This is a genomic window from Nocardioides dokdonensis FR1436, assembly GCF_001653335.1.
Lineage (GTDB): Bacteria > Actinomycetota > Actinomycetes > Propionibacteriales > Nocardioidaceae > Nocardioides > Nocardioides dokdonensis.
Map to the genome: position 1 here is coordinate 2,544,458 of NZ_CP015079.1, position 17,958 is coordinate 2,562,415.

General features: G+C 72.4%; 17 protein-coding genes. 12 read left to right on the forward strand and 5 right to left on the reverse strand.

Features of this window, described 5'->3' with window-relative positions; all coding sequences use genetic code 11:
- Positions 1-4: 4 nt before the first annotated feature.
- Positions 5-721, reverse strand: a complete 717-nt coding sequence (locus I601_RS12045; RefSeq protein WP_084527527.1) for an HAD family hydrolase — start codon at positions 719-721, stop codon at positions 5-7.
- 96 nt (positions 722-817) lie between these two features.
- On the opposite strand from I601_RS12045, the gene ilvD reads away from it, so the two are divergent.
- Positions 818-2,506 (forward strand): dihydroxy-acid dehydratase, encoded by a 1,689-nt coding sequence (gene ilvD, locus I601_RS12050; protein ID WP_068109966.1) that lies wholly within the window; start codon positions 818-820, stop codon positions 2,504-2,506.
- A gap of 99 nt (positions 2,507-2,605) precedes the next feature.
- Here the strand turns inward: ilvD and I601_RS12055 are convergent, their stop codons facing one another.
- On the reverse strand, positions 2,606-4,150 hold the full coding sequence (locus I601_RS12055) for an acyl-CoA carboxylase subunit beta (RefSeq protein ID WP_179948533.1): 1,545 nt from the start codon (positions 4,148-4,150) through the stop codon (positions 2,606-2,608).
- Positions 4,151-4,203: 53 nt separating this feature from the next.
- Between I601_RS12055 and I601_RS12060 the strand changes: the two genes are divergently transcribed.
- Entirely contained in the window at positions 4,204-5,436 is a 1,233-nt protein-coding gene (locus I601_RS12060; RefSeq protein ID WP_068109969.1) for a kynureninase, read from the forward strand.
- Positions 5,433-6,482 carry a S66 family peptidase gene (locus tag I601_RS12065; RefSeq protein WP_068109972.1) on the forward strand — a complete coding sequence of 350 codons (1,050 nt, stop codon included), beginning with the start codon at positions 5,433-5,435 and terminating at the stop codon, positions 6,480-6,482. Before I601_RS12060 ends, I601_RS12065 begins: the two co-directional genes overlap by 4 nt.
- On the opposite strand, the gene I601_RS12070 is transcribed toward I601_RS12065, so the two are convergent.
- Positions 6,463-7,143 carry a Pr6Pr family membrane protein gene (locus I601_RS12070; protein WP_068109975.1) on the reverse strand — a complete coding sequence of 227 codons (681 nt, stop codon included), beginning with the start codon at positions 7,141-7,143 and terminating at the stop codon, positions 6,463-6,465. The genes I601_RS12065 and I601_RS12070 overlap by 20 nt on opposite strands.
- A gap of 37 nt (positions 7,144-7,180) precedes the next feature.
- On the opposite strand from I601_RS12070, the gene I601_RS12075 reads away from it, so the two are divergent.
- From I601_RS12075 to ilvC, 5 genes are all read left to right on the forward strand, one after another.
- Positions 7,181-7,588 (forward strand): VOC family protein, encoded by a 408-nt coding sequence (locus I601_RS12075; protein ID WP_068114809.1) that lies wholly within the window; start codon positions 7,181-7,183, stop codon positions 7,586-7,588.
- Positions 7,585-8,274, forward strand: a complete 690-nt coding sequence (locus tag I601_RS12080) for a 4a-hydroxytetrahydrobiopterin dehydratase (protein WP_068109978.1) — start codon at positions 7,585-7,587, stop codon at positions 8,272-8,274. Before I601_RS12075 ends, I601_RS12080 begins: the two co-directional genes overlap by 4 nt.
- Before the next feature lie 256 nt (positions 8,275-8,530).
- Positions 8,531-10,315: an acetolactate synthase large subunit gene (locus I601_RS12085; RefSeq protein ID WP_068109981.1), complete on the forward strand. Its 1,785-nt coding sequence runs from the start codon at positions 8,531-8,533 to the stop codon at positions 10,313-10,315.
- 10 nt (positions 10,316-10,325) lie between these two features.
- Positions 10,326-10,865 (forward strand): acetolactate synthase small subunit, encoded by a 540-nt coding sequence (gene ilvN, locus I601_RS12090; RefSeq protein WP_068109983.1) that lies wholly within the window; start codon positions 10,326-10,328, stop codon positions 10,863-10,865.
- 48 nt (positions 10,866-10,913) lie between these two features.
- Complete coding sequence (ilvC, locus tag I601_RS12095; protein WP_068109986.1) at positions 10,914-11,942, forward strand: ketol-acid reductoisomerase; 1,029 nt, start codon at positions 10,914-10,916, stop codon at positions 11,940-11,942.
- A 59-nt stretch (positions 11,943-12,001) separates the two neighbouring features.
- Here ilvC and I601_RS12100 read toward each other — a convergent pair whose 3' ends face one another.
- Both I601_RS12100 and I601_RS12105 read right to left on the reverse strand, forming a co-directional pair.
- Positions 12,002-12,829 carry an ABC-2 transporter permease gene (locus tag I601_RS12100; protein WP_068109989.1) on the reverse strand — a complete coding sequence of 276 codons (828 nt, stop codon included), beginning with the start codon at positions 12,827-12,829 and terminating at the stop codon, positions 12,002-12,004.
- Entirely contained in the window at positions 12,826-13,725 is a 900-nt protein-coding gene (locus tag I601_RS12105) for an ABC transporter ATP-binding protein (protein WP_068114811.1), read from the reverse strand. Before I601_RS12105 ends, I601_RS12100 begins: the two co-directional genes overlap by 4 nt.
- Before the next feature lie 119 nt (positions 13,726-13,844).
- Here I601_RS12105 and I601_RS12110 point away from each other — a divergent pair, with 119 nt between their 5' ends.
- The 4 genes from I601_RS12110 to efeB are packed head-to-tail and all read left to right on the forward strand — an operon-like array spanning position 13,845 to position 17,899.
- Entirely contained in the window at positions 13,845-14,552 is a 708-nt protein-coding gene (locus I601_RS12110) for a DsbA family oxidoreductase (RefSeq protein ID WP_068109992.1), read from the forward strand.
- A gap of 55 nt (positions 14,553-14,607) precedes the next feature.
- On the forward strand, positions 14,608-15,450 hold the full coding sequence (gene efeU, locus I601_RS12115) for an iron uptake transporter permease EfeU (RefSeq protein ID WP_068109994.1): 843 nt from the start codon (positions 14,608-14,610) through the stop codon (positions 15,448-15,450).
- Positions 15,451-15,464: 14 nt separating this feature from the next.
- Complete coding sequence (gene efeO, locus I601_RS12120) at positions 15,465-16,637, forward strand: iron uptake system protein EfeO (RefSeq protein WP_237089389.1); 1,173 nt, start codon at positions 15,465-15,467, stop codon at positions 16,635-16,637.
- Positions 16,634-17,899 (forward strand): iron uptake transporter deferrochelatase/peroxidase subunit, encoded by a 1,266-nt coding sequence (gene efeB / locus I601_RS12125; RefSeq protein ID WP_218917659.1) that lies wholly within the window; start codon positions 16,634-16,636, stop codon positions 17,897-17,899. Before efeO ends, efeB begins: the two co-directional genes overlap by 4 nt.
- Positions 17,900-17,958 lie beyond the last annotated feature (59 nt).

The window sequence follows — 17,958 nt, forward strand, 5'->3', positions numbered from 1 at the left end:
CGGTTCACGCGTCGGCTCCGGGGACCAGCTCGGCGAGGTCGCCGACGACCAGGTGGGCGCCCGCCTCGCTCAGGGTCTCGGCGCCGGCACCGCGGTCGACGCCGATCACCAGCGCGAAACCCCCGGCAGCGCCGGCGCGGACCCCGGAGACGGCGTCCTCGAAGACGACCGAGCGCTCGACGGCCGCTCCGAGCTCGCGGGCGGCGTGCACGAAGGTGTCGGGTGCGGGCTTGCCGGGCAGGCCCAGCTCCGCCGCGACCGCACCACTGACGACGGTGCCGAAGCGGTCGGCCAGCCCGGCCGCCGCGAGCACAGCGGGGGCGTTGGCCGAGGACGAGACGACCGCCAGCGGCACCCCGAGGTCGCGCAGGTGGTCCAGCAGGGCGACGGACCCGGGGTAGGCCACGACGCCGTCGCGGGCCAGGACGTCGTTGAACGCGTCGTTCTTGCGGTCGCCGAGCTCGCGGACCCGCTCCTCGGGCAGCTCGATGCCGCGCGAGGTGAGGAAGTCGCGCACCCCGTCGTAGCGGGGCTTGCCGTCCACGTGGGCGAAGTAGTCGGCGTCGGTGTAGGTCGAGAGGTCGGTGGCCGCGCCGTCGTAGGAGTCCAGGAAGGCGTTGAACATCTCCGACCAGGCGCGCATGTGCACCTCGGCGGTCGGGGTGATCACCCCGTCGAGGTCGAGGAGCACGGCGTCGTGGTCGGTCCAGGTCACAGGCATCACGGAACGAGGCTAGGGCCCACCCCGTCCCGCGCGCAGGTCGACGGGGTGAGACGCAGCGGTGGGTGCGACGAGGCTCACGGATAGCCTGACGCCATGACCGGACCGTCCGAGCGCCCCGACCTCAAGCCCCGTTCCCGCGACGTCACCGACGGCATCGAGCGCGCTGCCTCGCGCGGCATGCTGCGCGCCGTCGGGATGGGCGACGACGACTGGGAGAAGCCCCAGATCGGTGTCGCCTCCAGCTGGAACGAGATCACCCCCTGCAACCTCTCGCTGGACCGCCTGGCGAAGGCCGTGAAGAACGGCGTGCACGCCGCCGGCGGCTACCCGTTGGAGTTCGGCACCATCTCGGTCTCCGACGGGATCTCGATGGGCCACGAGGGCATGCACTTCTCGCTGGTCTCCCGTGAGGTCATCGCCGACTCCGTCGAGGTCGTGATGAGTGCCGAGCGCCTCGACGGCTCGGTGCTGCTCGCCGGCTGCGACAAGTCGCTGCCCGGCATGCTGATGGCCGCGGCCCGCCTCGACCTCGCGTCGGTGTTCATGTACGCCGGTTCGATCATGCCCGGCCAGGTCGACGGCGAGGACGTCACGATCATCGACGCCTTCGAGGCCGTCGGTGCCTGCCTGGCCGGCAAGATCACCCGGGAGCAGCTCGACCGCGTCGAGCGGGCGATCTGCCCGGGCGAGGGCGCCTGCGGCGGCATGTACACCGCCAACACCATGGCGGCGGTCGGCGAGGCCCTCGGCATGTCGCTGCCCGGCTCGGCCGCCCCGCCCGCCGTCGACCGGCGTCGCGACGGGTTCGCCCACCGCTCCGGCGAGGCTGTCGTCGAGATGCTGCGCCAGGGCATCACCGCGCGCCAGATCATGACGATGGAGGCCTTCGAGAACGCCATCACCGTGGTGATGGCCCTCGGTGGCTCCACCAACGCCGTGCTGCACCTGCTCGCGATCGCCCGCGAGGCCGAGGTGCCGCTGACGATCGACGACTTCAACCGGATCGGCGACAAGGTCCCGCACCTCGGCGACCTCAAGCCCTTCGGCCGCTACGTGATGAACGACGTCGACAAGATCGGCGGCATCCCGGTGGTCATGAAGGCGCTGCTCGACGCCGGGCTGATGCACGGCGACGTCATGACCGTCACCGGCCGCACCATGGCCGAGAACCTCGAGGCGCTGGCCCCGCCGGCGCTCGACGACGACGTCATCCGCAGCCTCTCGCGCCCGATCCACGCCACCGGCGGCCTCACGATCCTCAAGGGGTCGCTGGCCCCCGAGGGTGCGGTCGTCAAGACGGCCGGCTTCGACGAGACGGTCTTCGTGGGCACCGCCCGCGTCTTCGACGGCGAGCGCGCCGCGATGGACGCGCTCACCGCCGGCGAGATCAAGGCCAAGGACGTCGTGGTGATCCGCTACGAGGGCCCCAAGGGCGGTCCCGGGATGCGCGAGATGCTCGCCATCACCGGCGCCATCAAGGGTGCCGGCCTCGGCAAGGACGTGCTCCTGCTCACCGACGGGCGATTCTCCGGCGGCACCACCGGCCTGTGCGTGGGCCACGTGGCGCCCGAGGCGGTCGACGGTGGCCCGATCGCGTTCGTCCGCGACGGCGACACGATCACCCTCGACGTCCTCAACCGCTCCCTCGAGGTGGAGCAGGGCGAGGACTGGGAGTCGCGCAAGGAGGGCTGGGAGCCGAACCCGCCGAAGTACACCCGCGGGGTCCTGGGCAAGTACGCCAAGACGGTCTCCTCCGCCGCCCACGGCGCGGTCACCGGCTGACCGACGAGCGGTCACTTCTGCACCACTGAGCGGTCACTTCTGCACCCAGCCCGGGTGCAGAAGTGACCTGTCGGCGGTGCAAAAGTGACTGCTCGTGCCTCACCAGGTGTCGACGGTGCGGCCGCTGCCGACGAGGCGGCCGTCGCGGGCGGCGGCGCTGATGAGTGCGGCGACCACCTGACGGGTCTCGGCCGGGTCGATGACGTCGTCGATCTCGAAGTGGCGGGCGACGTTGAGGGCGGTGGAGTGCGCCTGGGCGTACGCCGTCAGCTCGCGGACCTGCTGCTCGCGCTCGGCCTCGTCCTCGATCGCCTCGAGCTCGCGGCGCATCGAGAGACGTACGGCGCCCTCGAGACCCATCGCACCCAGGTGGGCGCCGGGCCAGGCCAGGGTCATCAGGGGCTGGTGGGTGCTGCCGCCGAGCATCGCCTGGGCGCCGAGGCCGTAGCCGCGACGCAGCACCACGCCGACCAGCGGCACCTGCAGCTGGGCACCGGCCACCAGCAGCCGCGAGGTGTGGCGCACCATGCCGGTCCGCTCCGCGTCGGGGCCGACCATCATCCCGGGGGTGTCGACCAGCGAGACGACGGGGAAGCCGTAGGCGTCGCAGAGCTGCAGGAACCGGGCGGCCTTGTCGCCGGCGTCGGCGGTGATCGCCCCGGCGCTGTGCCGGGTGTCGTTCCCGATCACACCGACCGTGCGGCCCTCGATGCGCCCGAGCGCGGTGACCAGCTCGGGGGCGAACCCGGGGCGCAGCACCGTGACGGAGTCCTCGTCGCAGAGCGTCTCCACCACCGGCAGCAGGTCGTACGACGTCCGCTCGCCCTCCGGCACCGCCTCGCGCAGCACCCCCTGGTCGGGCGCCACCCAGGACTCCTCAGGACCCAGGAAGTACCCGAGCAGCCGGCGCGCGGTCCCGACCGCCCCGAGAGCCCCGTCGTCGTCGACACCGACGTCGACGACGCCGTTGGCCTCCATGACGTCCAGGGGACCCACCTCGGCGGCCGTGAAGTCACCCAGGCCGCCGCCGGCGATCATGGCCGGTCCGCCCATGCCCAGCGAGGCCCGTGGGGTGGCGACGACGAGGTCGGAGCAGCCGGCGATCACCGCGTTGCCGGCGAAGCAGGGTCCCTCGACCACGGCGATGCGCGGCACCTTGCCCGAGAGCCGGGCCCACGCCGCGAAGGTGGGCACGTCGAGCGCCGAGACGAGCGGGATGTCGGTGTCGCCGGGGCGGCCTCCGCCGCCGGCGGCGAAGAACACCGTGGGCAGCGCGAGCCGCTCGACCACGTCGAGCAGCCGGTCGGTCTTGCGGTGCCCGCGCATGCCCTGGGTGCCCGCCATCACGAGGTAGTCGTAGGACAGCACCGCACAGGCCCGGCCGTCGATGGTGGCGAGTCCGCCGACGATGCCGTCGGCGACCGTGCGGTCGAGCAGGTCGTCGATCTCGCGCTTGTCCTCCTGGGCTGCGGTGACGAACCGGCCGTACTCGACGAAGCTGCCCGGGTCCACCAGCGCCGCCACCTGCTCGCGCGCCGTCCGGCCACCCCGGGCGTGCAGCCGCTCGACCGCCTCGGGGCGTGCGGTGTCCTCGGTCAGGGCTCGCCGTGCGAGCACCTCCAGCAGCTCGGGGCGGATCGACATGGCGGGGAGTCTAGGAGGGCGCTCGCGATGCCCGGTGGGGTAGACATGCGCTCGTGACCGCCACCGCCTCGGACGCCGCCGCCCTGGACGCCGCCGACCCGCTCGCCGCCCACCGTGACCTCTTCGTCGGGGCCGAGACGCCGTTGGTCTACTTCGACGGCAACTCGCTGGGGCGACCGCTGAAGGTCACCGGGCCCCGGATCGCTGCGTTCGTCGAGCAGCAGTGGGGCGGTCGGCTGATCCGCGGCTGGGACGAGGCCTGGATGAGCATGCCGTCCGCGGTCGGCGACCGGATCGGCTCGATCTGCCTCGGCGCCGCCCCCGGCCAGACCGTGGTGGGCGACTCGACCACGGTGCTGCTCTACAAGGCGCTGCGCGCCGGGGTCGCGGCCCGACCCGGACGCACCGAGATCGTGCTCGACCGCGACAACTTCCCCACCGACCGGTACGTCGCCGCCGGGGTCGCCGAGGAGCTCGGCCTGAGCCTGCGCTGGATCGACGTCGACACCAGTGCCGGGGTCACCCTCGAGCAGGTGCGGGAGGTGGTCGGGGAGCAGACCGCCGTGGTGCTGCTCAGCCACGTTGCCTACCGCTCCGCCTGGCTGGCCGACGCGCCCGCGATCACCCGCGCCGTGCACGACGCCGGCGCCCTGGTGCTGTGGGACCTGAGCCACTCCGTCGGCTCGGTGCCTCTCGAGCTGGACGCCTGGGAGGTCGACCTGGCGGTCGGCTGCACCTACAAGTACCTCGACGGCGGACCCGGCGCCCCGGCCTTCGTCTACGTCGGCGAGCACCTGCACGAGGACCTGCGCCAACCGATCCCCGGCTGGTTGGGCCACGCCGACCCGTTCGCGATGGGTCCGGGCTACACCCCGGCGCCGGGGATCCGTCGGATGATCTCCGGCACCCCGGCGGTCGTGGGGATGCTGGCGATGCAGGACATGCTCGACCTGCTCGGTGAGGTCGGCATGGCCGCGGTGCGGGAGAAGTCGCTCGCGCTCACCGACCTGGCCCTGCGCCTGGCCGACGAGACGCTCGCACCGCTGGGGGTCGGCGTCGCCTCGCCGCGCGACCCGGAGCGTCGCGGCGGGCACGTGACCCTGACCCACCCCGCGATGCGCGAGGCCACGACCCGGCTGTGGGCCGACGACGTGATCCCCGACTACCGCGACCCCGGCGGCCTGCGCCTGGGGCTCTCACCGCTCTCGACGTCGTACGCTGAGGTGGCCGCCGGCATGGAACGCATTCGCGAGGTGCTGGTCGACCTGGCAACCTCGACGCCATGACGAGCCCCCAGTCGGCCACCGCGGTCCGTTTCCCCCGCCCGCTGCGCCCCGGCGACACCATCGGTGTCACCGCGCCCTCCGACGGGGTGGCGACGCCGCTGGTGCCGCGCCTCGACCTCGCCTGCGACCAGCTGCGCGGGCGCGGCTACGAGGTGCGCCGCGGCCAGGTGCTCACGACCCCCGACGGGGGAGTGGCCGGCACGGCCGCGCGACGCGCCGCCGAGCTGACCGCCATGCTCTGCGACCCCGACGTCCGTGCGGTCGTCCCGCCGTGGGGCGGCGAGCTGGCGATCCAGGTGCTCGACCACCTCGACTGGGACGCGCTGGCCGCGGCCGAGCCGACCTGGCTGGTCGGCTGGAGCGACCTGACGACGTTGATGGTGCCGCTGCTGACCCGGCTCGGGTGGGCGTCGCTGCACGGCGGCAACCTGATGGACACGCCCTACCGCCAGCCCGACGGGCTCGCGCACTGGCTCGACGTGCTCGAGACCGAGCCCGGCGAGGCGGTGCTGCAGTCCTCTCCGGGCCGGCACCGCACCGGCGGGTTCGACGACTGGGAGGTCGAGCCGGGCCTCACCGAGCAGCGCCTGGAGGCGACCGGGTCCTGGGAGGTCGCCGGTGGCGGCGGCCTGGACCTGACCGGTCGGCTGGTCGGCGGGTGCATCGAGGTGCTGGGGCCCCTGGTCGGCACGCCGTACGCCGACGTCGCCGGCTGGGGTCGCAGCCAGCACGAGGAGGGCCTCGTGATCTACCTGGAGGCCGCCGAGCACGGCGCCTTCGACGTGTGCCGGGCGCTGCACGGGATGCGGATGGCCGGTTGGTTCGAGGAGGCGGAGGCGGTGCTGATCGGCCGCACCTCCGCTCCTGACGCCACCGGGCTGACCCAGCGCGAGGCGGTGCTCGACGCGCTCGGCCCGCTCGAGGTGCCGGTCGTGCTCGACGTCGACCTCGGCCACGTGCCGCCGAACCTGTCGCTCGTCAACGGTGCGTCGTGCCGCGTGGTCGTCGACGGCCGACGCAGCGAGATCACCCAGACGTGGGGCTGAGCGGTCGGGGCTCCCGGGCCCTGTCGCCGAGCCGGGAGGCCAGTGCGCAGGCCCCGAGCAGCGCCACGAAGAGCGCGGTGATCGCGACGCAGGTGACCACCACGGCCGCCCAGCCGTCCTCGCGGTGGTCCAGGAACGGGTAGGGGAACCACCCGGAGACCAGGCCCACGACCAGCGTCCAGCCCAGCCAGGCCAGCGGCCACACCAGGGCCAGGCCCGCCGTGCGCCGCGTGAGCGGGGGGCGCGGTCCGACGAGCAGGAACCCGCCGAGCGCCAGCACCGGCACCACGAGGTGCAGCAGCGCGTCGGCCAGGGCGTCCGCGCCCGACAGGTCCAGCAGCGGGCGCAGCAGCACGAAGTGGACCAGGCCGGTGATCGTGATGCCCACGACGGCGTCGAGCCGCGCCACGGTCCAGGCGGTGCTCCCGTGCCCTGGGCCGCGCCTCGCGGCGCGGGCCAGGTGGACGGCGGTCACCGCGACGAGCAGGTTGCTCTGGATGGTGAAGTAGGAGACCAGCCGTCCCAGCCGGATCCCCAGCGGGGGCACCGTCTGCTCGTCGAGCACCCGGCCGCCCTGGACCACCAGCACCAGCTGCAGGAGCAGGGCGCTGCACGCCACGAGGGCCACCAGCGCGTACCAGGACCGGACCTTCGTCGACATGGAGCCCGAGGCTAGGGCATCTGGCAGCATCGATGTGGTGGACCAGCGACTCAGCTTCGTGACCCTGGCCGTCGACGACCTCGACGTCGTACGCCGCTTCTACCTCGACGGGCTGGGGTGGCAGGCCTCGTTCGACGGCGAGGAGGTGCTGATGCTGCGCGCCGGTCCGCTGCTGGTGCTCTCGCTGTGGCGGCGCGAGGCCTTCGAGGCCGAGGTCGGCCCGATCGGCACCGGCCCCGCGCCGGTGACCCTGGCCCACAACGTGGCCACCCGCGACGAGGTCGACCGGGTCCTGGCCGAGGCCCACGCGGCCGGGGCGTCGCTGGCGGACCCGCCGGCCGAACGGATCTGGGGCGGCTACACGGGTTACTTCACAGATCCGGCGGGCTACCGTTGGGAGGTCGCGTGGAATCCCGGGCCGATCGGACAAGAGGTGCTGCCATGACCATCCCCGACGAGGACCGCCAGGTCCTGACCGGCCACGACGTGGCCGCCGAGCTGCTCGAGGACTGGCGCTTCGTGCTGGGGGCGTTGCACGCCCGCTTCCGCACCGGCGACTTCGCCACCGGCGCACGGCTGGTGCAGTGGATCGCCGAGGCCGCCGACGACGTGGACCACCACCCCGACGTCGACCTGCGCTACCCGCACGTCGACGTGCGCCTGGTCAGCCACGACGTCGACGGGGTCACCCAGCGCGACGTGCGCCTGGCGCGCGAGATCACCCGGCTGGCCAGCGGCGTCGCGAAGGCGGCACCCGACGAGGTCGTCGCGGTGGAGTGGGCCCTGGACACCCCCGACCACGCGGAGGTCAAGGACTTCTGGGCCGCCGTGCTGGGCCTGGCCGGCCACCAGCCCGACGACCTCGTGGACACGGGCGGCCGCTGGCCGAGCGTGTGGTTCCAGGAGTCCGAGCGGCCCGAGGACGGTGCCGCGCCGGTCCAGCGCTGGCACGTCGACGTCCACGTCGCGCCCGACCAGGCCGAGCGACGCATCCGCGCGGCCCTGGAGGCCGGCGGCACGATGGTCGACGAGGGGTGGGCGCCCTCGTTCTGGGTCCTGGCCGACGCCCAGGGCAACCGGGCCTGCGTGTGCACCTGGCTGGGCCGCGACGGCGGGCCGGACAGCGACTGAGCGGGCCGGGCGACCAGGATGTGGGACCTGCGTCCCAGATGTCGGGACGAGTGGCAGGCTGAGATGACGAGGCGAGTGGCCCCGAGATAGCATGCGGCCATGTGCCAGGACCTTCTCGTACCCACGCGACGCGTGAGCTGAGCCGTCCGGCACCAGCCAGCGCGTCACCCCTCGTTGCCCACCGGGCCGAGGGGCTTTTTCATGAGCAGGCGACACCATGCACCATCAGGGGCACGAGCAAGGGAAGCGGCAGGGCATGAGCACTGAATCCTCCGGCACACAGACCACAGGCACCGCGATCACGGGCGCGCAGAGCCTGGTCACCTCCCTCGAGGCGGCCGGTGTCACCGACATCTTCGGCATCCCCGGTGGCGCCATCCTGCCGGCGTACGACCCGCTGATGGACTCCTCGATCCGCCACATCCTGGTGCGCCACGAGCAGGGCGCCGGCCACGCCGCGCAGGGGTACGCCGCCGCGACCGGCCGGGTGGGCGTCTGCATGGCCACCTCGGGCCCGGGGGCCACCAACCTGGTCACGCCGATCGCCGACGCGCACATGGACTCGGTGCCGATGGTCGCGATCACCGGACAGGTGGGCGCCTCCCTGATCGGCACCGACGCCTTCCAGGAGGCCGACATCCGGGGCATCACGATGCCCATCACCAAGCACAACTTCCTGGTCACCGATCCCGCGGACATCCCGCAGCGCATCGCCGAGGCCTTCCACATCGCCTCCACCGGCCGGCCCGGCCCCGTGCTGGTCGACATCGCCAAGTCCGCCCTGCAGTCGATGACGACCTTCCGCTGGCCCACCGAGCTGCACCTGCCCGGCTACCGCCCGGTGACCAAGCCGCACAGCAAGCAGATCCGCGAGGCCGCGCGGCTCATCCTCGAGTCGCGTCGCCCGGTGCTCTACGTCGGCGGCGGCACCATCCGCGCCCACGCCTACCGGGAGCTGAAGGTGCTCGCCGAGATGACCGGCATGCCGGTGGTCACCACGCTGATGGCCCGCGGCGCCTTCCCCGACAGCCACCCCCAGCACCTGGGCATGCCCGGCATGCACGGCACCGTCGCGGCGGTGGCGGGGCTGCAGAAGAGCGACCTGATCATCAGCCTCGGTGCCCGCTTCGACGACCGGGTCACCGGCAACCTCGACTCGTTCGCCCCGCACGCCAAGGTCATCCACGCCGACATCGACCCGGCGGAGATCGGCAAGAACCGCTACACCGACGTGCCGATCGTGGGCGACTGCCGCGAGGTCATCTCCGACCTCATCGTGGCGCTCCAGGCCGAGGCCGACGCCGGGAACACCGGTGACTACGAGGCCTGGGTGGCGTTCCTGTCCGGGGTCAAGAAGAAGTACCCGGTGGGCTACGAGCAGTCGCCGGACGGGACCCTGGCGCCCCAGCACGTGATCGAGCGGCTCAGCGCCATCGCCGGCCCCGAGGCGATCTACACCTCCGGGGTGGGCCAGCACCAGATGTGGGCCGCGCACTTCGTGCAGTACGAGAACCCGCGCACCTGGCTCAACTCCGGTGGCCTGGGCACGATGGGCTACTCGGTGCCGGCCGCGATGGGCGCCAAGGTCGGCTGCCCCGACACCACGGTGTGGTCCATCGACGGTGACGGCTGCTTCCAGATGACCAACCAGGAGCTGGCCACCTGCGCGATCGAGGGCATCCCGATCAAGGTCGCGGTGATCAACAACGAGTCGCTCGGCATGGTGCGGCAGTGGCAGACGCTCTTCTACAACGAGCGCTACTCCAACACGAACCTGCAGCGCCAGGGCGGCACCGTGCGGATCCCCGACTTCGTCAAGCTCGCCGAGGCCTACGGCTGCGTGGGCCTGTCCTGCGACAGCCCGGCCGACCTCGACGCCACGATCAAGAAGGCCATGGAGATCGACGACGTGCCCGTGGTCGTCGACTTCCGCGTGCACCGCGACGCCATGGTCTGGCCGATGGTCGCGGCCGGCACCGGCAACGACGACATCAAGTACGCCCGTGACCTGGCCCCCGACTTCGACGAGGACGACCTGTGAGGACGCACCGATGACCCAGCACACCCTGTCGGTCCTGGTGGAGGACAAGCCCGGCGTCCTGACCCGGATCGCCGGCCTGTTCAGCCGCCGCGGCTTCAACATCCACAGCCTGGCGGTGGGCCCCACCGAGCACGCCGAGATCTCGCGGATGACGATCGTGGTCAACGTCGACGAGTCCCCGCTCGAGCAGGTGACCAAGCAGCTGAACAAGCTGGTCGAGGTCATCAAGATCGTGGAGCTCGACGCGGCCGCCTCCGTCAACCGCGAGCTCGTGCTCGTCAAGGTCGGCGCCACCGCCGAGACCCGCGGACAGGTGCTCGACACCGTGCAGCTGTTCCGTGCCAAGGTGATCGACGTGGCACCCGATGCGGTGACCATGCAGATCACCGGCAACGATGCCAAGATCGCCGACTTCCTGCGGATGCTGGAGCCCTTCGGCATCCGCGAGCTGGTGCAGTCCGGGATGGTCGCGATCGGGCGCGGTCCGCGCTCGATCTCCGAGCGCAGCCAGCGCCCGGTCGCCGTCCCGGCACCGCCGCCCGCAGTCTGACCCCGCCCAGCACCACCGTGACACCCCAACCAGAAGGAGAAGCCAACCGTGGCTGAGATGTTCTACGACGACGACGCCGACCTGTCCCTGATCCAGGGCAAGAACGTGGCCGTCATCGGCTACGGCAGCCAGGGTCACGCGCACGCGCTGTCCCTGCGCGACTCCGGCGTGGACGTGCGCATCGGCCTGCAGCCCGGCTCGAAGAGCCGCGCCAAGGCCGAGGCCGAGGGCCTGCGCGTCCTGACCCCGGCCGAGGCCACGGAGGAGGCCGACGTCATCGTCATCCTCGCTCCCGACCAGCACCAGAGGAAGCTGTACGCCGAGGAGATCGCCCCGCACCTCGCCGAGGGCGACACCCTGGTCTTCGGCCACGGCTTCAACATCCGCTTCGGCTACATCACCCCGCCCGAGGGCGTCGACGTCTTCATGGTCGCGCCCAAGGGCCCCGGCCACCTCGTGCGCCGCGAGTACGTCGATGGGCGCGGCGTCCCCGTGCTCGTCGCGGTCGAGAAGGACCCCTCCGGCACCGCCTGGCAGCTCGCGCTGTCCTACGCCAAGGGCATCGGCGGCCTGCGTGCCGGCGGGATCCGGACCACCTTCACCGAGGAGACCGAGACCGACCTCTTCGGCGAGCAGGCTGTCCTCTGCGGCGGCGCGTCGCAGCTGGTCCAGTACGGCTTCGAGGTCCTCACCGAGGCCGGCTACCAGCCCGAGGTCGCCTACTTCGAGTGCCTGCACGAGCTCAAGCTGATCGTCGACCTCATGTACGAGGGCGGCATCGCCAAGCAGCGCTGGTCGGTCTCAGACACCGCCGAGTTCGGCGACTACGTCTCCGGCCCCCGGGTCATCGACGAGCGCGTGAAGCAGAACATGGTCGGTGTCCTCGAGGACATCAAGAACGGTTCGTTCGCCGAGCGGTTCATCACCGACATGGAGAACGGCCAGCCCGAGTTCACCAAGTTCCGCGAGCAGGGCGAGGCGCACCCGATCGAGAAGACCGGGCGCGAGCTGCGCAAGCTGATGGCGTGGGTCAAGAGCCACGACTCGGACTACACCGAGGGCACCGCCAGCCGCTGATCACCAGCCGCTGAGCAGCACCTCCGCTGGCCCGCCCGGGACTCCCGGGCGGGCCAGCGTCACTTCACCTCGGAGCGCAGCACCAGCCGCAGCCCGACGGCGAGCGGCAGCACCAGCCAGAAGAAGCCGGACACCCCGAGCTGGGCCCACTGCTCCGCGCTGGGGACGACGTCGAAGAGCTGGCCCTGGCTGTAGTTGAAGTCCACCCAGGGCTGCAGGTCGGCGAACCACGGCTGGAGGAGGGCCAGCAGCGCGGTGAGACCGCTGAGCACGAACTGGTAGACGAAGTAGGCCACCAGCGCGGCCGCCGAGCTGCGCAGCACCAGACCCAGCATGAAGCCGATGAACATGTTGAGCACGGTGGCCAGCGTGATCATCGCGAGCTGGAGGGCGCCGAGGTCCCACACGTGGTCGACCCCCGCCAGCGAGGCCCCGACGAGGTTGCCGAGGGCACCGATCGCGGCGGCCACCAGCATCGAGACGACCCCGATGCCGAGCGCGCAGACGGCCTTGGCGGCGATGACCCGGCCGCGTCGAGGGGCGAGCGTGAACGTCGTCAGACCGGTGCGCTGGCTCCACTCGCTCGTCACCGACAGGAGCGCCACGATCGGCAGGATGACCGTCATCGGGAGGCCGATGGCGGCCGCGAACGTGTCGTAGGTGAGCGACTCCTCGGGGGCGACGAGGACCACCGCGACGGTGGCGACCAGTGCGGTGAGGCCGATGCTGGTCAGCAGCCAGGCACCCGAGCGGGTGTCGAACATCTTGCGGAGCTCGACGCCGAGCAGCCGGCTGGTGGGGATCGGGTCGGGCGCCGGCCGGGCGGCGTACGCCGGGGGAGCGGCGCCCGTCGCGAGACCGTCCGGGTCGAGGGCCGTGGTGGTCATGCTGCTGCTCCTTCTCTCTGGGTGTCGGCGGTGAGCTCGAGGAACATCTCCTCCAGGCCGGCGCCGTCGGCGGTGCGCAGCTCGGAGAGGGCGATGCCGGCCTCGAGCGCCAGCCGGCCGACCGTGTCCGGGTCGGCGTCGGTCGACAGGGCTCCGTCGCCGCTGGGTTCGGCGGTGTGACCCGCGGCCACGAGGACGCGGCCCAGCGCGTCGGCGTCGCGGCACCGGGCCAAGGTCCCCGCCGAGACGAGCAACTCGGCCTGGGTGCCCTGCGCGACGATCCGGCCCTGCCCGATGACGACGAGGTCGTCGGCGATCACCTCGATCTCGTGCAGCAGGTGGCTGGAGAGCAGGACCGTGCCGCCCCGGTCCGCGTAGTCGCGGAGGAGGTCGCGCATCCATCGGATGCCCGCAGGGTCGAGGCCGTTGGCGGGCTCGTCGAGGACCAGCACCTCCGGGTCGCCCAGCAGCGCGGTGGCGATGCCGAGCCGTTGGCGCATGCCCAGCGAGTAGTGCCGCACCCGGCGCTCCGCCTCCTCGTCGGTCAGGCTGACCAGGTCGAGGCTCGTCTGCACGCGGGCGCGGGGCAGGCCCATGGTGCGCTGGGCGACGGTGAGGATCTCGCGCCCGGTCCGCCCGGCGTGCTGGGCGGAGGCGTCGAGCAGCACGCCCACCTCGCGTCCGGGGTCCGGCAGGTCGACGAAGCGCCGTCCCAGCACCGTCGCCGAACCGGCTGTCGGTGCGGTGAGTCCGACGAGCATCCGCAGGCAGGTCGACTTGCCGGCTCCGTTGGGGCCCAGGAAGCCGGTGACGCGGCCGGGCCGCGCCGTGAAGGTGACGTCGTCGACGGCGGTGCGGGGGCCGTAGCGCCGGGTGAGGTTCTCGATCGTGATCATGGCCCGAGCCTCGGCCACGTGGGGTCCGGTGCACATCGGGGATGGTGCCGATCTCCACCCCGGACCGACCCCGGGAGGCCTCCGGGGAAGAACCGGGGGCGGCTCGGGGTTGGCCCCACATGCGTATCGAGATCTGGTCCGACATCGTCTGCCCCTGGTGCTACATCGGGAAGCGCCGCTTCGAGACCGCCCTGGCGGGGTTCGAGCACCGTGACGAGGTGGAGGTCGTGTGGCGCTCCTTCCAGCTGGACCCGGGTGCGCCCGCGGTCGCGGCGGAGAGCATCGCCGAGCACCTGGGCCGCAAGTACGGCGGCGGCCCCGAGGCCGGCCAGAAGATGGTCGACCAGATGGAGGCCGTGGCCGCCGAGGAGGGCCTGGTCTACCGGCTCGGCCAGGCGCACCGCGTCGGCACCGCCGACGTGCACCGGGTGCTGCACGCCGCAGCCGACCACCAGCAGCGCGGCGTGCTGAAGGAGGCGCTGCTGGCGGCGTACTTCCTCGAGGCCCGCAACGTGGCCGAGCACGACGTGCTCACCGAGATCGCGGTCGGCGCCGGGCTCGACGAGGCGCGCGTGCGCGAGGTCCTCGCGAGCAGCGAGTACGCCGACGAGGTCGAGGCCGACATCGCCCAGGCGGGTGCCTACGGCGCCACCGGGGTGCCCTTCTTCGTCATCGACAGCCGCTACGGCATCGCGGGGGCGCAGCCCGCTGCGACCTTCGCCGACGCGCTCGATCGCGCGTGGTCCGACAGCCACCCGGCCGTCGAGATGGTCGGTGCCGGCACGGGTCAGGACGGCGCGGTCTGCGGGCCGGACGGCTGCAGCTGAGGGTCACCTCACTTTGGTTAGGCAAACCTAACTAATTGCCTGTAGCGTTCGGCGGGTGCTGGGCAACTTCCTGATCGGACTGCGCGAGGGCCTCGAGGCCTCTCTCGTCGTCAGCATCCTCATCGCGTACCTCGTGACCTCCGGGCGACGGCACCTGCTGCCCCGCGTCTGGACCGGGGTCGCCCTGGCGCTCGGGGTCTGTGCGGCGCTGACCGTCGGCCTCGGCCTGCAGGCGCGCCAGCTGACCTTCCAGACCCAGGAGATCGTCGGCGGCACCCTGTCGATCGTGGCGGCCGGGTTCGTCACGTGGATGGTCTTCTGGATGGCCACGGCCGCCCGCTCCATGGGTGCGCAGCTGCGCGGACGTGTCGACGCGACCGCCGACGGCCCCGCCTGGGGGCTGGTGCTGGTGGCGGTCCTGGCCGTGGGGCGCGAGGGGCTCGAGACCTCGCTGATCCTGTGGACCAACACCCGCCAGGCCACCGGCGACGGGGTCGGCGAGCGGACCAGCACGCCGATCCTGGCCGCGCTGCTGGGCATCGCGGTCGCCGCCGCCCTGGGCCACCTGCTCTACCGCGGCGCCATCAGCATCGACCTGACCCGCTTCTTCACCTGGACCGGGGCGCTCCTGGTGGTCGTGGCCGCCGGCGTGCTCGCCTACGGCTTCCACGACCTGCAGGAGGCCGGCGTGCTGCCGGGCCTGCGGTCCTACGCCTTCGACGTCTCCGGCGTGATCAGCAGCAGCGGCTGGCTGGGCACGCTCCTCAAGGGCGTCCTCAACTTCTCCCCGCAGACGACCTGGCTGGAGGCCGGGGTCTGGGTCGCGTACGTCGTGCCCGTCCTCGCGCTCTTCCTGCACCGGGTGCGTCGTCCTGTCCCGTTCGCTGCCGCCCGATGAGAGAGAACCCACCTGTGCGCACCCACCTGACCCGCCCGTTGCTCACCGCCCTCGTGCTGACGACGCCGCTGCTCGCTGCCTGCACCGAGAGCACCGACGCCGGGTCGACCGCCGACGGTCCCCGCGCGATCACCGTGACCTCGGGCGAGGACGACTGCCAGCTCTCGGCGTCGCGAGCGCCTGCGGGCACGGTCCGCTTCGACGTCACCAACACCGGCTCGCAGGTCACCGAGTTCTACCTGCTCGCCGAGGACGGGCTGCGCATCGTGGCCGAGATCGAGAACGTCGGGCCGCAGGCCACCCGCCAGCTGGTCACCCACGTCGCACCCGGGCGCTACCGCACCGCCTGCAAGCCGGGGATGAGCGGCGAGGGCATCCGCGGCGACTTCACGGTGTCGGCCTCGGACCAGGAGCGCGACGTCTCCGCCGACGAGCAGCAGCTGGTCGATCGGGCCCTGGCCGGCTACCAGGGCTACGTCGAGGACCAGTCCGCGCAGCTGGTGGAGAAGACCCGCGACTTCGTGGCGCTCTACGAGGGCGGCGACGACGACGGGGCGCGTGCGCTCTACCCGGTGGCGCGCACCCACTGGGAGCGGATCGAGACGGTCGCGGAGTCCTTCGGCGACCTCGACCCGAAGATGGACCTGCGCGAGGCCGATCTCGAGCCCGGCCAGGAGTGGACCGGCTGGCACCGCATCGAGAAGGACCTGTGGCCGGACCGGGCCGAGGGCTACACCCCGCTCACGCCGCGGCAGCGCACGGCGTACGCCCAGGACCTGCTGGCGAACACCGAGCAGCTGGACACGGAGATCCAGGGCCTCACCTTCACGGTCGACCAGATCGCCAACGGGTCGCGAGGCCTGCTCGAGGAGGTCGCGCTCGGCAAGGTGACCGGCGAGGAGGAGTACTGGTCGCGCACCGACCTCTACGACTTCCAGGCCAACGTCGACGGCGCCCGGGTCGGCTTCGAGGGCGTCGAGCCGATCGTGGCCGAGAAGGACCCCCAGCTGGCCGAGAGCCTCACGACCCGCTTCGCCGCGCTGCAGGAGCTGCTCGACGCGCACCGCGACGGCGACGGGTTCGTCTCCTACGACGACCTCGCGCCCGAGGAGGTCAAGGCGCTCGCCGACGCGGTCAACGCCCTGTCCGAGCCCCTGTCGCGGCTGACGGCCGCCGTCCTGGCGTGAGCGTGGGACGGATCTCCCGGCGCGGACTGCTCGGCGGGAGCGGGGCCGCTGTCGCGGGCGTCGCCGGCGGTTTCGCGCTGAGCCGTGAGGTGGAGGCGGCCGGCGGGATCGACGGCACGACGACGACGTACGCCTTCCGGGGCGCGCACCAGGCCGGGATCACCACGCCGGCCCAGGACCGGCTGCACTTCGTGGCCCTGGACGTGACCACGGAGTCCCGCGAGGAGCTGGTGGCGCTGCTGGAGGAGTGGACCGCGGCGGCCGAGCGGATGACGCGCGGTGCCGGGGCGGGTCCGGTGGGCCCGGTCGAGGGCAGCTACCTGCTGCCGCCCGACGACACCGGCGAGGCGATCGGCCTGGGCGCGAGCGGGCTGACGCTCACGTTCGGCTTCGGGCCCGGCCTCTTCCGTGACGGCGAGGGCCGGGACCGCTTCGGGCTGGCGGACCGGCAGCCCGAGGCGCTGCGCGACCTGCCGCACTTCCCGGCCGACGTGCTCGACCCGCGCCGCTCGTACGGCGACCTGTGCGTCCAGGCCTGCGCCCAGGACCCCCAGGTGGCGGTGCACGCGGTGCGCAACCTGATCCGCATCGGGTTCGGGCGGGTGTCGGTGCGCTGGTCCCAGCTGGGCTTCGGCCGCACGTCCTCGACGTCGACCAGCCAGGACACCCCGCGCAACCTCTTCGGCTTCAAGGACGGCACCGCCAACGTCAAGGCCGAGGAGCCGGCCGCCCTCGACGAGCACGTGTGGGTGGCGCCCGAGGACGATCCCGACGCGTCGTGGCTCGCCGGGGGGACCTACCTGGCGGCGCGGCGCATCAACATGACGATGGAGGTGTGGGACCGCCAGCCGCTGGGGGACCAGGAGGCCTTCATCGGCCGGGCCAAGGGCAGCGGGGCGCCGCTCTCGGGCGGGGAGGAGCACACCGCACCGGACTTCGACATGCCGGGCAGCAACGACACCACCGTGATCGCGCCCGACGCGCACGTCCGGGTCGTGCACCCCGACGCCCACGGCGGCGCCCGGATGCTGCGGCGTGGCTACAACTTCGTCGACGGCACCGACGACCTCGGGGGACTGGACGCGGGCCTGTTCTTCATCGCCTTCGTGCGCGACCCGCGCACCCAGTTCATCCCGGTCCAGAACGCGATGGCGAGGAACGACGCGTTGATGGAGTACCTGAGGTTCACCGGATCCGCGCTGTTCGCCGTGCCCGCCGGGGTCGCCGAGGGCGAGCACGTGGGACACGCGCTCTTCAGCTGAGCGGCGACTCGTCGAGGCGCACCAGGACGACGGTGTCGATGCTGCTCCGGCGTGGCAGG